The following is a 14,274-nucleotide window of genomic DNA, read 5'->3' as shown; positions in this document are numbered from 1 at the left end:
TCACGAACGGGAGGCTAGCTCCGTGAGCATCCGTACCCTCGACGATCTGCTCGCCGAGGGGGTGTCGGGTCGGCGCGTGCTGGTGCGCGCCGACCTGAACGTCCCGCTCGACAAGCAGACCGGTGCCATCACCGACGACGGCCGCATCCGGGCCGTCCTGCCGACCCTGGGTGCGCTCACCGAGGCCGGCGCCAAGGTGGTCGTCTGCTCGCACCTGGGCCGCCCGAAGGGCAGCCCGGACCCGCAGTTCAGCCTCAGTCCGGTTGCCGGGCGGCTGGGTGAGCTGCTCGGCGCCCCGGTGCACTTCGCCACCGACACCATCGGCGAGTCCGCTCAGGCGACCGTGTCGGCGCTTGCCGACGGCGAGGTCGCGCTGCTGGAGAACCTCCGGTTCAACAAGGGGGAGACCAGCAAGGACGACGCCGAGCGGGGTGCGTTCGCCGACCAGCTCGCCGCGTTCGGTGACGCGTACGTCGACGACGCCTTCGGTGCGGTGCACCGCAAGCACGCAAGCGTCTACGACGTGCCGGCGCGGCTGCCGCACGTCGCCGGTCGCCTGGTGCTGCGCGAGGTGGAGGTGCTCTCCACGCTCACCGGCAACCCGGAGCGGCCGTACGTCGTGGTGCTCGGTGGTTCCAAGGTCTCCGACAAGCTCGCGGTGATCGAGGCGCTGCTGCCCACGGTCGACCGGCTGCTCATCGGCGGCGGCATGTGCTTCACCTTCCTCAAGGCGCAGGGCCACGAGGTGGGCACCTCGCTGCTGGAGAAGGACATGGTCGAGACCTGCCGCAACCTGCTGGAGCGCTCCGAGGGCAAGATCATGCTCCCGGTCGACGTGGTGGCCGCGGACGCCTTCGCCCCGGACGCCGCGCACGACGTGGTCCCGGCCAACGGCATCCCCAGCCACCGGGTCGGCCTGGACATCGGGCCGGAGACGGTGGCTGGCTTCGCCGCCGCGCTGCGCGGCTCGTCGGCCGACGGCACGGCCAACGCGCGGACGATCTTCTGGAACGGCCCGATGGGCGTGTTCGAGATGGCGGCGTTCGCCAACGGCACCCGGGGTGTCGCCGAGGCGATCGCCGAGTCCGACGCCTTCAGCGTCGTCGGTGGCGGTGACTCGGCCGCCGCGGTGCGGGCCCTGGGCCTGGACGAGAAGTCCTTCGGACACATCTCCACCGGCGGCGGCGCCTCCCTGGAGTACCTGGAGGGCAAGACCCTCCCCGGCATCGCGGCCCTGGAGAACTGATGGCGAGCGCTCCCCGCCGGCCCCTGATGGCCGGCAACTGGAAGATGAACCTCAACCACCTCGAGGCCAACCTGCTGGTGCAGAAGCTGGCGGCCAGCCTCACCGAGAAGCAGCTCACCGAGGTGGAGACGGTGGTCCTGCCGCCGTTCACCGACCTGCGGACGGTGCAGACCGTCGTGGAGGGCGACAAGCTGCTGATCGGCTACGGGGCGCAGGACCTCTCCGCGCACGCCTCGGGCGCCTACACCGGCGAGGTCGCCGGGTCGATGCTGGCCAAGCTCGGCTGCACGTACGTGGTGGTCGGGCACTCCGAGCGGCGGGAGTACCACCGCGAGGACGACGCGCTGGTGGGTGCCAAGGTGCAGGCCGCGCTGGCCAACGGGCTCACCCCGATCCTCTGCGTGGGGGAGGGGCTCGACGTCCGGGAGCAGGGCGGGCAGGTCGCGCACTGCACCGCGCAGCTCGACGCGGCGCTCAAGGGGCTCTCCGCCGAGCAGGTGACCAAGGTCGTGGTGGCCTACGAGCCGGTCTGGGCGATCGGCACCGGCAAGACCGCCACCCCCGAGGACGCCCAGGAGGTGTGCGGCGCGCTGCGTACCCGGCTCGCCGAGACCTTCGACCAGGGCACCGCGGACCAGGTACGGGTCCTCTACGGCGGCTCGGTGAAGTCCTCGAACGTGGCGTCGATCATGGCGCAGCCGGACGTGGACGGCGCTCTGGTGGGCGGTGCCAGCCTCGACGCCGAGGAGTTCGCGAAGATCTGCCGGTTCCCGGAGCACATCACCGGCTGATCGCTCGCTATCCTTGACTCCGCCCGTCCGCCGGTCGGTGCCGCCGTGCCCGAACTGCCCGGGCGAGGATCGTAACGAGAGGACTGACCCCCGCCATGCCGATCTGGTTCGCCTACACGTTGATCGTGTTGCTGGTCATCACGAGCTTCATGCTCGTCCTGCTTATTCTGCTGCACCGCGGTAAGGGTGGTGGGATGTCCAGCATGTTCGGCGGTGGCGTCAGCTCCAGCCTGGCCGGGTCGTCAGTGGCTGAGAAGAACCTCGACCGCTACACCGTGCTGGTGGGCATCGTCTGGTTCGCCTGCATCGTCGGGCTCGGCCTCTGGCTCCGGTTGCAGGTGGGCGTCTGATCAGGCGCCGCCAGTCGTACAATCTGCGCGCGGTCCGTCATCGACGGGCCGCGCGCAGTCCGTTTCACCCGCTGCACCGCGTCGCCCGCCGTCCACCACTGGATGGCGGTCCCCTCCGACGACAGGAGCGAGCGCCGTGTCGAACGGCAACGTCATCCGGGGCGCCCGAGTCGGGTCAGCGCCGCCACGCCACCCCGAACGCCACCGGCCGGTGCCGTGCCGGTCGGTCAGCTTCTGGTGCCGCAACGGGCACCGCACCGACATCCGTATCGCCGCCGACGCGGCGGCCCCGGAGCTGTGGGACTGCCCCCGCTGCGGGCTGCCGGCCGGCCCCGACGCCCAGGACCCGCCCGGCCGGGTCCGCGCCGAGCCCTACAAGACCCACCTGGCGTACGTGAAGGAGCGGCGTACCGACGCCGAGGGGGAGGCGATCCTCGCCGAGGCTCTCGCCGCCCTGCGCAACCGGCGTGGCGGCCGCTGAGCCCCGCCTGAGCGTCGCTCCGCCTGCGCGTCACCGTTCCGCCAGGCGATGTTAGGAGGGGGCCCCTTTACTACGCGAGGCGTTAATAAGGGGCCCTTCCTTTCACCGCAGGCTGCGGAAGCGGGCGGGGACGGTGGCTGCGGCGGCGCGGTCCAGCAGCCACAGGGTGCGGCTGGTGCCCTGCACACCGGCTGCGGGGATCTGCACCGGGCCGGCGCCGGCCAGGGCCATGCCCACCGCGTGCGCCTTGTCCGCGCCACCGGCGACCAGCCACACCTCCTCGGCCGTGTTGATCGTCGGCAGGGTGAGGGTGATCCGCACCGGTGGCGGCTTCGGGCTGCCCCGTACCGCGCTGACCGGGCGGCTCTCGTAGTGCACCGGGTGCTCGGGGAAGACCGAGGCGACGTGCCCGTCCTCGCCGACGCCGAGCATCAGCACGTCGAAGTGGGGGAGCGCGGCGGTGCCGGGCCGGGCGGCCCGGGCCAGTTCGGCCGCGTACTGTGCGGCGGCCTCCTCCGGGTCGAGACCGGCGTCGGAGGGCGGCATCGGGTGGATCCGCTCCGGCGCCACCGGCAACGCGTCGAGCAGCGCCGCGCGGGCCTGGGTCTCGTTGCGCTCCGGGTCACCGGCGGGCAGGAACCGTTCGTCACCCCACCAGAAGTCGACCCGGGACCAGTCCACCGCATCCTTCGCTGGCAGAGCGCCAACGGCCCGGTAGACGGCGGCGGCGATCCGACCGCCGGTGAGCACCACCGCCGCCTGCCCGCGCTCGGCCTGCGCGTCGAGCAGCTTCACCACCAACCGCGCCGCCACCGCCTGTGCCAGCAGATCGGCATCGGCGTGTACGGCGACACTCGCCTCACTCATGGTGTCCTTCCACGACCGTCACAGCGGTCGGTGTCGTGCCGTACCCCGGGGTGGGATCGGTCAGGGTTGAGCGCTTGTCGACGTGTGCGCGGTGACACCGGCCTCGGCCCGCTCGGCGGTGGCCGGGTCCTTCCAGACGTGCACCCGCTGGCCGGGACGACGGTCGAGGGTGGTCAGCCCGGCGAAGGCACCCAGCGCCTCCGCGTACACCTGGTCGGGGCCGAGCCGGCGCAGCTCCTCGGCCAACTCGTCGCCGAGCGGCCGACGGACCAGCGGCAGGATGCGGTCCTCCTGGCCGGTACGCCGGAAGATGGCCACGTTGTCGTCCCGGGTCAGCGTCAGCTCGTCGCTGTTGGCGCAGCGCAGCTGCACCTCGCGCATCCGGGGGAACTCCTTGGTCCGCTCCCAGCGGGGCTTGATGCCCAACCGGCTGCGCAACCAGCCGCGCATCAGCGCAGCCGTCGGGTCGCTCGGCGGCGCGACCACCGCCGCGTCGACCAGCTGCGCCTCGGTGGTGTCGAAGGCACCCGCCACCACGGCCCGCCACGGGGTGATCCGGGTCCAGGCGAGATCGGTGTCGCCGGGCGCGTAGTCGCGGGCACGTTGCCGCAGCGCCTCGATCGGGTCGGCGGCCTGGGCCGAGTCGGTGATCCGCCGGTCGGCGACCACACCGAGGAAGTCGGTGGCGATCTCCGCCGGCGGCTCGCCGTGCCACCAGGTCACCACCGGCACGTCCGGCACCAGCAGCGGCATCACCACCGACTCGGCGTGCAACGCCAGCCGGCCGTACATCCGCATGACGACCGCCTCGCAGGGGCCCAGCCGCCCGCCGACGACGATCTCCGCGTCGAGCCGGCTGCGGTCGCGTTCCAGATCGGAGCGTACGACCACCAGCAGCCGGCACGGGTGCGCGGCGGCGGCGATGGTGGCTGCCGCCTCCGCGTCGCGTACCCGCTTCTCGTCGACCACCACGATCAGGGTCAGCGCCATGCCGCTGGCCACCCCACCGGCGCTGCGCCGCTCGGCGGCGAGTGCCTTGACCACCTCGTTGCCGGTGGTGTCCCACAGTCCGATCAACGGAGCCTCCAGGTTCGCTCGTGGTGCCCGGTCACGCCCGCCGCCAGGCCCGGCCTTCGCGGGCCAGCATCGTGTCGGCGGCGCGGGGACCCCACTCGCCGGCCCGGTAGGGCTCGGGCTTGGTGCCCTCCCAGGCGTGTTCCAGCGGGTCCACCACGGCCCAGCTCTGCTCGACCTCGGCGGCGTCCGGGAACAGCGTCCGGTCGCCGATCAGCACGTCCAGCACGAGCCGCTCGTACGCCTCGGGGCTGGACTCGGTGAACGCCTCGCCGTACTGGAAGTCCATCGCGATGTCGCGGACCTCCATCGTGGTGCCGGGCACCTTGGACCCGAACTTGAGCACCACGCCCTCGTCCGGCTGGACCCGGATGACCAGCTGGTTGTTGCCGAGCATCTCCATGTCGGTGGGGGTGAACGGCAGGTGCGGTGCCCGCTTGAACATCACCGCGACCTCGGTCACCCGCCGGGGCAGGCGCTTGCCGGCCCGGATGTAGAACGGCACCTCGGCCCAGCGGCGGTTCTGGATGCCCAGCCGCACCGCCACGTACGTCTCGGTGGTCGAGGTCGGCGGGACGCCGTCCTCTTCCAGGTAGCCCTTGGCGCGTTGGCCGCCGACCCAGCCGGGCAGGTACTGCCCGCGTACGGTGCCCTGGCTGACGTCCTTGGGCAGGGTGATGGCCTTGAGCACCTTGAGCTTCTCGGCCCGGATCTCGTCGGCGTCGAAGCTGGTCGGCTCCTCCATGGCGACCAGGGCGAGCAGTTGCAGCAGGTGGTTCTGCAACACGTCGCGGGCGGTGCCGACGGAGTCGTAGAAGCCGGCCCGGGAGCCGATGCCGACGTCCTCGGCCATGGTGATCTGCACCGAGTCGACGTACTGCGAGTTCCACAACGGCTCGAAGAGGCTGTTGGCGAAGCGCAGGGCGAGGATGTTCTGGACGGTTTCCTTGCCCAGGTAGTGGTCGATGCGGAACACGTCGCGTCGGGTGAACACGTCGTCCACCAGGTCGTTGAGGGCCTTCGCCGACGGCAGGTCGTGCCCGAACGGCTTCTCCACCACCACCCGGCGCCAGCCGCCGCACTTGTCGTTGTCGGCCATCCCGGTACGGGCCAACTGCTTGAGCACCACCGGGAACGCGGCCGGTGGAATGGAGAAGTAGAACGCCACGTTGCCGTGGATGCCGTGGCTGTCACGCAGGCCGTTCAGGCACTGGGTGAGCCGGTCGAAGGCGGTGTCGTCGTCGAACGAGCCGCCGACGAACTTGATGTTGTGTTCCAGCCGTGACCAGACCTCCTCGCGCCACGGTGTGCGCGAGTGTGCCTTGGCCGCCTCCCGGGCCAGCGTCGCGAAGTCACCGTCGGCCCAGTCCCGCCGGGCGAACCCGACGACCACGAACCCGGGCGGCAACAGCCCCCGGTTGGCCAGGTCGTAGACCGCCGGGATCAGCTTCTTCTGGGCCAGGTCGCCGGTCACCCCGAAGATCACCAGAGCGCAGGGCTCCGGGATCCGGGGCAGTCGCCGGTCCTGCGGGTCGCGCAGCGGGTTCACTCTGTCTCCTCTGTTCGCGACTGCGGGGCTCGCAGGATCGGCTCACTCCTCGCGCTCACGGTGCCTTCCCGATCCTGGTCGTCCACATCGTTCATCGTCATGCCCGCAGCGATCCGACCGCGTCGAGCAGTTGGGCCAGGCCCGCCGATCGGTTGGTCAGGTGCAGCCGTAACAGCGGACGCTCGTGACCGGCCAGGGCCTGCCGGTCGCCGGCGGCCTGCGCCGCCTGCAACTCACCGAAGGAGTACGGCTCGCCGGGCACCGGCAGATCAACATCGACCGTACCGGTTATCTGAAGAAAGCTACCCAACCGTGGGCCACCGTTGTGGTACTGACCGGCGGCGTGCCGGTGGCGTGGCCCCCAGTCGAAGGTGACCGGCCGGGCGGTGAGCTGCGCCAGCAATGGACGCAGCCGGGCCGCGTCGGCGTCGGCGTGCTGGTCGAGGTACGCCGTGACCGCCAGGTAGCCGCCGTCGTCCAGCCCGGACAGCAGGTGCCGGAGCGCGCCGGTCAGGTCCGCCGGTGTGCCCGCCGGGGCGTACACCTCGATCGTGCTCTCGACCGACGACGGTGTCGGTGCCGGCGGGCGGTGCGCCAGCACGGCGGCGGTGTGCTCGTCGGCCGCGGTCACGTCCGGCCGGTCGAACGGGTCCACCCCGAGCACGTCGGCGGCCAGGGCGGTGGCGTACTGCCAGGCCAGGAAGTGGGCGCCGAGCGGGCCGTTCACCGCGATGTCGGGGGTGACGCCGAGGGCCGGCAGGTCACCCGCGGCGAGCGCGCCGCCGTAGCTGACGGTGAGTCGGTCGGGGCCGGTCAGGCGAGGGCTGTCCGGTGACTCGACCACCACCGGCAGGAGACCGAGCCCGTCCTTGCCGGTGGACTCGGCGAGCAACTGCCCGACCCAGTCGCCCAGCCCTTCGACGCCGGTGCCGTCGTCGACCAGGACGACCGTGTCCCGTCCGGTCGTGGCGGCGGTGGCCAGCGCCGCACCGAGCGCCAGGCCCGGATTCGCGTCGGCACCGTCCAGTGTGGCCGCGAACTCCTCGGCCTGGTCGAGCAGGTCGGCCACCGCGACCCCGGCGAGCGCGCAGGGGACCAACGCGTACGCGGTCAGCGCCGCGAAGCCCCCGTCGACCTCGGGGTCGGCGGGCACGGTGATCGCGCCGAGTTCGGCGGCGACCGCCGCCAGCGGCGAGCCCGGATCGGTGACCACGACGAAGTGCCGCCCCACCTCCGACTCGGCCATCCCCGAGTCGAGGAACGCCTGCCGGTAGGCGCGCCGGAGACAGTCGGCCGCCAGCGTGCTGCCGGACGCGCCGGCCAGCACGACGACGGTGCGGGCCAGCCGGTCGGCCAGCGTGGCGCGTACCCGACCAGGGTCGGTGGTGTCGAGCACGGTCAGCGCCCGACCGGTGGTCCGGGCGACGACCTGCGTCGCGAGCGACGGGCCACCCGGGCCGGCGAGCACCACGTGATCCAGGTCGGCCAGCTCCGCGCTCAGCTCGGCGAGCTGGGGGAGCAGCTCGCGGCCCCGCCGGTGGGCGTCCAGCCAGCCGAGCCGGCCGACCGCGTGCGGACCCCACAGCGTCGGATCCCTGGCGACCAGCCGGCGCGGCACGTCGGCGTCGACGAACGCCTGCCGGGTGGACGCCGGTGCGCCGGCGTCCACCGCCCGCGCGCCGTGCACCGCGAGACCGCCAGCGGCCTCGACCGGTGCGGCCAGCAGATCACCCACGCCGCCGCCCGTCGCGGGCGGCGGCGTGAGCGACGCCGGGGCGAACCGTCACGCAGCTCCTCCGGCCTGCGCGGCACCACCCGGGTGACCGGTGCCCTGGGCAGCGGCGACCAACGACTTGCGTACGCCGTCGAGCAGCTCCTGCCAGCTGGCTTCGAACTTCTCCACGCCCTCACGTTCCAGCGTCTCGATCACGTCGGCCATGTCGACGCCGACCGCGGCGAGCCGCTCGAAGACCTGCCGGGCGTCGTCGTACGCGTCGGTGACGGTGTCGGGACGGGTCTCGCCGTGCTCAGCGTAGGCGTGGATGACCGCCTCCGGCATGGTGTTGACCGTTCCGGGGGCGATCAGCTCCTCGACGTAGATGACGTCCCGGTAGTCCGGGTTCTTCGTCGAGGTGGAGGCCCACAGCGGGCGCTGTGGGTGCGCCCCGGCGTCGGCGAGGGCCTGCCAACGGTCGCTGCCGAAGACCTCGCTGTAACGCTCGTACGCCAGTCGGGCGTTGGCCACGGCGGCCTTGCCGCGCAGCCCCTTGGCCTCGTCCGAGCCGATCTTCTCCAGCCGCTTGTCCACCTCGCTGTCGACGCGGGAGACGAAGAACGAGGCCACCGAGGCGATCTTGGACAGGTCGTGGCCGTTGGCCCTGGCCTGCTCCATACCGGCGAGGAAGGCCTCCATCACCTGCGAGTAGCGGTCCAGCCCGAAGATCAGCGTCACGTTGACGCTGATCCCCTCGGCCAGCGTGGCGGTGATCGCCGGCAGGCCGTCCTGGGTCGCCGGGATCTTGATGAACAGGTTCGGCCGGTCGACCAGCCACCACAGCGCCTTGGCCTCGGCCACGGTGCGCTCCGCCTCGTGGGCCAGCCGCGGGTCCACCTCGATGGAGACCCGGCCGTCGACCCCGCCGCTGGCGTCGTACGCCGGACGCATCACGTCGCAGGCCCACCGCACGTCGTACGTGGTGAGCATGCGGACCGCCTCCTCGACGTCGACACCCCGCACGGCCAGGTCACGCAGCTGCCCGTCGTAGGTGTCGGCGTCGCTCAACGCCTTGGCGAAGATCGTCGGGTTGGTGGTCACCCCGACCACGTGCTTGTCCCGGCGCAGCTGGTCCAGCCCACCGGAGGACAGTCGTACCCGGGAAAGGTCGTCGAGCCAGACCGCCACCTTCGCGGCGGACAGCTCACCAAGCCTGTCGGTCGTCATGTGCGCCAACGCTCCCCTCAGTTGCCGGTGGTGAAACCGGTGATGTCCCCGACGCGGGTCAGCGCCGCGTGCGCGGCGGCGACGATCCGGTCAGGGGTGAAGCCGAACTGCTCGAACAGCACCGAGTGCGGGGCGCTGGCGCCGTAGTGCTCCAGGCTGACGCTCTCGCCGCAGTCACCGACGATTCCGCGCCAGGACATCGCGATGCCCGCCTCCACGCTCACCCGGGCCTTTACCCCGCGCGGCAGCACCGACTCCCGGTACGCCTCGTCCTGCTCGAAGAACCACTCCTGGCAGGGCATCGACACCACCCGGGTCGGGGTGCCGTCGGCCTCCAGCCGCTCCCGGGCGGTCAGGCAGAGCTGCACCTCGGAGCCGGTGCCGATGATGATCACCTGCGGCTTGCCGTTGGACGCCTCGGCCAGCACGTAGCCGCCCTTGGCGACGCCGTCCGCGCCGGCCAGCTGGGAGCGGTCCAGGGTCGGCAGCGGCTGGCGGCTCAACGCCAGCGCGGTCGGCCGGTCGGTGTGCTCCAGGGCCTGCCGCCACGCCCAGACCGTCTCGTTGGCGTCGGCCGGGCGGACGACGTCCAGGCCGGGGATGGCGCGCAGCGCGGTCAGGTGCTCCACCGGCTGGTGGGTCGGGCCGTCCTCGCCGAGACCGATCGAGTCGTGCGTCCAGACGTAGGTCACCGGCAGCTTCATCAGTGCGGCCAGCCGTACCGAGGGCCGCATGTAGTCGCTGAACACCAGGAAGGTGCCGCCGTACGGGCGGGTGCCGCCGTGCAGGGCGATGCCGTTGAGGATCGCGCCCATGGCGTGCTCACGGATGCCGAAGTGCAGCGTGCGGCCGTACTCGTGGCCGGGGAACTCCTTGGTGGCGTACTGGCTCGGCACGAAGGAGGGCTCGCCCTTCATCGTGGTGTTGTTGCTCTCGGCCAGGTCGGCGGAGCCACCCCACAGCTCGGGCAGCACCGGGGCGAGGGCGCCCAGCACCTTGCCCGAGGCGGCCCGGGTGGCCACGCCCTTGGCGTCGGCCGGGAACTCCGGCAGCGCCTCCGTCCAGCCCTCCGGCAGGGCCCGCGCGGCCAGCCGGTCGTAGAGCGCGCGACGCTGCGGGTTGGCCTCGGACCAGGCGCCGAAGGCGGTGGTCCACTCCTGCTGCTCGGCCTCGCCGCGGCGCAGGGCACCCCGGGTGTGGGCGAGCACCTCCTCGGTGACCTCGAACGAACCGGCCGGGTCGAAGCCGAGGATCTCCTTGGTGGCGGCCACCTCGTCGGCGCCGAGCGCCGAGCCGTGGATCTTGCCGGTGTTCTGCTTGTTCGGTGCCGGCCAGCCGATGATGGTGCGCAGCGCGATGAACGACGGGCGGCCGGTCTCCGCCCTGGCGGCCAGCAGCGCCGCGTACAGCTCCTCGACGTTCTCGTGGTAGTCGCCCTGGTCGGCGTCGCCACGTCGCCAGTCGACCGTCTGCACGTGCCAGCCGTACGCGGCGTAGCGGGCCGACACGTCCTCGCTCATCGCGATGCGGGTGTCGTCCTCGATCGAGATCTCGTTGTCGTCGTAGATCACGCAGAGGTTGCCCAGCTGCTGGTGACCGGCGAGGGCGCTGGCCTCGTGGCTGATGCCCTCCTCGATGTCACCGTCGGAGGCGATGCACCAGATGTGGTGGTCGAACACCGACTCGCCCGGCTCGGTCTCGGGGTCGAACAGACCACGCTCGCGGCGCGCCGCCATGGCCATGCCGACGGCGTTGCCCAGACCCTGCCCGAGCGGGCCGGTGGTGGTCTCCACGCCCGGGGTGTGCCCGTGCTCCGGGTGGCCCGGGGTGAGCGAGCCCCACTGCCGCAGCGACTTCAGGTCGTCCAGGCTGAGCGGGTAGCCGGCCAGGAAGAGCTGGATGTACAGCGTCAGGCTGGAGTGGCCGGCGGACAGCACGAAGCGGTCCCGACCGGGCCACGACGGGTCGGCCGGGTTGTGCCGCATGACCCGGTTGAACAACAGGTATGCCGCGGGGGCGAGACTCATCGCCGTACCGGGGTGGCCGTTGCCGGATTTCTCCACGGCGTCCATGGCCAGCACGCGGACGGTGTCCACGGCACGGCGGTCGAGGTCGGACCAGTCAAGTGCGGGGTGCTCGGGTCGTTTGGCAGCCACGGTGGTTAGTGCTCCTCGGCGAGATGGGCGGAACCCTCACTGGTGACCCTATCGAGCGTCCCGGAACGTGCGCCCGAGGATCTCAGCATGCTGGTCTGTACGGTTCGCCCCGGCCGGCCGGTTCAGCTGGGACGATCAGCCTTCGGTGTGACGGTTCGCACCGTTGCCGGGTCGCCCGGGCAGCCAAAACGACAACGCGTAGTGTGTGGGGCGGTTGTGTGTGGATCCGACGGGTCCGACCGCCCGATCTCCCCTGGCGACGCCGGAAGGTGGCAATCCGTGAGCATGATCACCGAGCGCCCGGTCAGTGACCCTGCCGGGGAGTCGCCGGTGCGCTCGGCGGAGCACTCGCCGGCCCGGTCCCGCGACGTGCGGGCGGTGGTGGCCGCGTACGTGTCGTTGACCAAGCCGCGCATCGTCGAGCTGCTGCTGGTCACCACCGTGCCGGCGATGATGCTCGCGCACGGCGGGCTGCCGTCGCTGTGGCTGGTCGCGGTGGTGCTCGTCGGCGGCTCGCTCGCCGCCGGTGCCGCCAGTGTCCTCAACTGCTACATCGACCGCGACATCGACCAGGTGATGCGGCGGACCAAGCGTCGGCCGCTGCCCGCGCACACCGTGACGCCGCGTAACGCCCTGATCTTCGGTCTGGTGCTGGCGGTGGTCTCGGTCGTGCTGATGGCGGCCTTCACCAACCTGCTCGCCGCCGGGCTGACCCTGGCCGCGATCGTCTACTACGACCTGGTCTACACGCTGTGGTTGAAGCGGACCACCACGGCGAACACCTTCTGGGGCGGGGCCTGCGGGGCTGCGCCGGTGTTGATCGGCTGGGCGGCGGTGACCGGTTCGCTGTCGCCGGTGGCCTGGGGGCTGTTCGCGGTGGTCTTCTTCTGGCAGATGCCGCACTTCTACCCCCTGGCGATGAAGTACAAGGACGACTACGCCCGCGCCGGCATTCCGATGCTGCCGGTGGTGGCCTCCGTCCGGCGGGTGAACGCCGAGATCGTGTTCTTCGCCTGGCTGACGGTGCTCTCCTCGCTGGCCGTCTGGGCGCTGGGCCTGAGCCCGGTGTACGGCGTACCGACGCTGGTGGTGGGCGCGATCTTCATCGTCGAGGCGCACAAGCTGGCCGGGCGGGCCCGGCGGGGCGAGGCGGTCAAGCCGATGCGGCTGTTCCACTGGTCCACGACCTACCTGACCATCGTCTTCGCCGCCGCCGCCCTCGACGCGCTCCTCTGAGCGCGTTCCGCCGAGACGCCCGGTAGGTCCCGTTTCGACGCCGCAGTATAGGAAGGGTTCCTTCTTATCAAGTGGCAGCAGTCGATGTGGGTGTCTGAATTGTCGCCGTAGGTAGGCCACGACGGGTTCCGCGTGTTCCTGGCCGATTGGGCCCCATCTGACCGGTGGTTATGGCCGATTTAGACCGGATAAATACGGGCGAAAAGGTATCCCGTTTCCCTAAACCTTTGCGTTATCGGTATCACAAAAAGCTTACGGTTCTCCTACCTTCGGCACCTTGTTTGCTTAGGCTTCTCGTTATGGCAGATGGTTCCGATACGACGCTGACGGCTGAACAGACCCCCTCCGGCTCGGCCCCCAACGGGCTGGTCGCGGGGATCAGGTCGTTCGCCGCCGGACATGGCGGGGCGAAAGCGGTCATCGAGTACGTCGGCAAGCGAGGTGCCCGGATCGTCCTGGTGGGTTCGGACGGTGCCTGGGGAGACCAGTTCGCAGAGGACACGGTCGTCGCCCGGGAGGCCTGCGCGCAGGCCGGGGTTGCCGTGGAGAACGCCTGGGAGCGGGAACTGATGGACCAGATGCGCCCGAGCAACGACCTTTGGCGTTCGATGGCCCGTCGCACGATGGCCCGTTGACATAAATTGACCGACCACCACCACCAGCCGGCCCGGGGGAAACCCCGGGTCGCTCTCGTCACCTGTACCGAATTCGCCGATCTCGAAGCGGACGATCGCCTCGTGATCGCACCGCTGGCCGCCCGCGACATCGCCGCCGAACCGGTCGTCTGGGACGACCCGGCCGTCGACTGGGCCGACTACGACCTGGTCGTGCTCCGCTCACCCTGGGACTACATGTCTCGCCGCGACGACTTCGTCGCCTGGGCGGCCCGGGTGCCCCGACTGGTCAACCCGGCCGACGTGGTGCGCTGGAACACCGACAAGCGCTACCTCGACGAACTGCGTGCCGCCGGGGTGCCGACCGTACCCACCGGCTGGGTGCTGCCCGGTGAGTCGTGGCAGCCGCCCGCCGACGACGGCGAGTACGTCGTCAAACCGTCGATCAGCGCCGGCAGCCAGGACACCGGCCGCTACGACCTGACCGACCCGGAGCACCGGGACCTCGCCGTGGCGCACGTACGCCGGCTCGGCGACGCCGGTCGGATCGCCATGATCCAGCCGTACCTGCGCGCGGTGGACACCGCCGGGGAGACCGCGCTGCTCTACCTCGCCGGCCCGCAGGGGCTGGCGTTCAGCCACGCCATCCGCAAGGGGCCGATGCTGTCCGGTCCCGACCTGGGCACCGAAGGGCTGTACAAGCCCGAGGAGATCAGCCCGCGTACCGCCACCGCAGACCAGCTCGCGGTGGCCGAGCGCACCCTGGCCGTGGTGCCCGGCGGGACGGACCGCCTGCTCTACGCCCGGGTGGACCTGATCCCCGGCCCGGACGGCACGCCGGTGCTTGTCGAGTTGGAGCTGACCGAGCCGTCCCTGTTCCTCGGCTACGCCGACGGCGCTCCGGAGCGCCTCGCCGAGGCCATCCACACACACCTGACCCACGCACCCGCCTGACCCGCGCCGCCGCCC

The 14,274-nt window shown here is 71.4% G+C and carries 13 protein-coding genes; 7 read left to right on the top strand and 6 right to left on the bottom strand.

Annotation, left to right across the window (positions count from 1 at the left end; genetic code table 11):
* Positions 1-22 precede the first annotated feature (22 nt).
* From C1A38_RS15515 to C1A38_RS15500, 4 genes are all read left to right on the top strand, one after another.
* Positions 23-1,246, top strand: a complete 1,224-nt coding sequence (locus C1A38_RS15515) for a phosphoglycerate kinase (protein WP_102658526.1) — start codon at positions 23-25, stop codon at positions 1,244-1,246.
* Positions 1,246-2,037: a triose-phosphate isomerase gene (gene tpiA / locus C1A38_RS15510; RefSeq protein WP_102658525.1), complete on the top strand. Its 792-nt coding sequence runs from the start codon at positions 1,246-1,248 to the stop codon at positions 2,035-2,037. Before C1A38_RS15515 ends, tpiA begins: the two co-directional genes overlap by 1 nt.
* A 95-nt stretch (positions 2,038-2,132) precedes the next feature.
* Positions 2,133-2,387: a preprotein translocase subunit SecG gene (secG, locus tag C1A38_RS15505; RefSeq protein ID WP_102658524.1), complete on the top strand. Its 255-nt coding sequence runs from the start codon at positions 2,133-2,135 to the stop codon at positions 2,385-2,387.
* Positions 2,388-2,523: 136 nt separating this feature from the next.
* Positions 2,524-2,868 (top strand): RNA polymerase-binding protein RbpA, encoded by a 345-nt coding sequence (locus tag C1A38_RS15500; protein WP_102658523.1) that lies wholly within the window; start codon positions 2,524-2,526, stop codon positions 2,866-2,868.
* 102 nt (positions 2,869-2,970) lie between these two features.
* On the opposite strand, the gene pgl is transcribed toward C1A38_RS15500, so the two are convergent.
* The 6 genes from pgl to tkt all read right to left on the bottom strand — a co-directional run bounded on the left by pgl (position 2,971) and on the right by tkt (position 11,455).
* Positions 2,971-3,735: a 6-phosphogluconolactonase gene (gene pgl, locus C1A38_RS15495; RefSeq protein WP_102658522.1), complete on the bottom strand. Its 765-nt coding sequence runs from the start codon at positions 3,733-3,735 to the stop codon at positions 2,971-2,973.
* A gap of 60 nt (positions 3,736-3,795) precedes the next feature.
* Complete coding sequence (locus C1A38_RS15490; RefSeq protein WP_102658521.1) at positions 3,796-4,812, bottom strand: glucose-6-phosphate dehydrogenase assembly protein OpcA; 1,017 nt, start codon at positions 4,810-4,812, stop codon at positions 3,796-3,798.
* A gap of 31 nt (positions 4,813-4,843) precedes the next feature.
* Positions 4,844-6,358: a glucose-6-phosphate dehydrogenase gene (zwf, locus tag C1A38_RS15485; RefSeq protein WP_102658520.1), complete on the bottom strand. Its 1,515-nt coding sequence runs from the start codon at positions 6,356-6,358 to the stop codon at positions 4,844-4,846.
* Between the two features lie 97 nt (positions 6,359-6,455).
* Positions 6,456-8,093, bottom strand: coding sequence for a glucose-6-phosphate isomerase (locus C1A38_RS15480; protein WP_102658519.1), 1,638 nt, complete (start codon positions 8,091-8,093; stop codon positions 6,456-6,458).
* Between the two features lie 48 nt (positions 8,094-8,141).
* Positions 8,142-9,299 carry a transaldolase gene (gene tal / locus C1A38_RS15475; protein ID WP_102658518.1) on the bottom strand — a complete coding sequence of 386 codons (1,158 nt, stop codon included), beginning with the start codon at positions 9,297-9,299 and terminating at the stop codon, positions 8,142-8,144.
* A 17-nt stretch (positions 9,300-9,316) separates the two neighbouring features.
* A complete protein-coding gene (gene tkt, locus C1A38_RS15470) occupies positions 9,317-11,455 on the bottom strand; it encodes a transketolase (protein WP_102658517.1) in 2,139 nt (712 codons plus the stop codon).
* A gap of 279 nt (positions 11,456-11,734) precedes the next feature.
* Between tkt and C1A38_RS15465 the strand changes: the two genes are divergently transcribed.
* From C1A38_RS15465 to C1A38_RS15455, 3 genes are all read left to right on the top strand, one after another.
* Entirely contained in the window at positions 11,735-12,691 is a 957-nt protein-coding gene (locus C1A38_RS15465; protein ID WP_102658516.1) for a heme o synthase, read from the top strand.
* A gap of 299 nt (positions 12,692-12,990) precedes the next feature.
* Complete coding sequence (locus tag C1A38_RS15460; protein ID WP_013734941.1) at positions 12,991-13,326, top strand: hypothetical protein; 336 nt, start codon at positions 12,991-12,993, stop codon at positions 13,324-13,326.
* A gap of 6 nt (positions 13,327-13,332) precedes the next feature.
* Entirely contained in the window at positions 13,333-14,259 is a 927-nt protein-coding gene (locus C1A38_RS15455; protein WP_102658515.1) for an ATP-grasp domain-containing protein, read from the top strand.
* Positions 14,260-14,274 lie beyond the last annotated feature (15 nt).

The sequence above is a fragment of the Verrucosispora sp. ts21 genome, assembly GCF_002879555.1.
GTDB lineage: Bacteria > Actinomycetota > Actinomycetes > Mycobacteriales > Micromonosporaceae > Micromonospora > Micromonospora gifhornensis.
The sequence above is the reverse complement of the archived record's forward strand: the minus strand, read 5'-3'. Positions and strand labels throughout refer to the sequence as shown.

What these genes read in the sequence shown, in the direction of transcription:
- tal (WP_102658518.1), bottom strand. Translation starts at nt 9,299, where the DNA reads ATGACGACCGACAGGCTTGGTGAGCTGTCCGCCGCGAAGGTGGCGGTC.
- secG (WP_102658524.1), top strand. Translation starts at nt 2,133, where the DNA reads ATGCCGATCTGGTTCGCCTACACGTTGATCGTGTTGCTGGTCATCACG.
- C1A38_RS15460 (WP_013734941.1), top strand. Translation starts at nt 12,991, where the DNA reads ATGGCAGATGGTTCCGATACGACGCTGACGGCTGAACAGACCCCCTCC.
- pgl (WP_102658522.1), bottom strand. Translation starts at nt 3,735, where the DNA reads ATGAGTGAGGCGAGTGTCGCCGTACACGCCGATGCCGATCTGCTGGCA.
- tpiA (WP_102658525.1), top strand. Translation starts at nt 1,246, where the DNA reads ATGGCGAGCGCTCCCCGCCGGCCCCTGATGGCCGGCAACTGGAAGATG.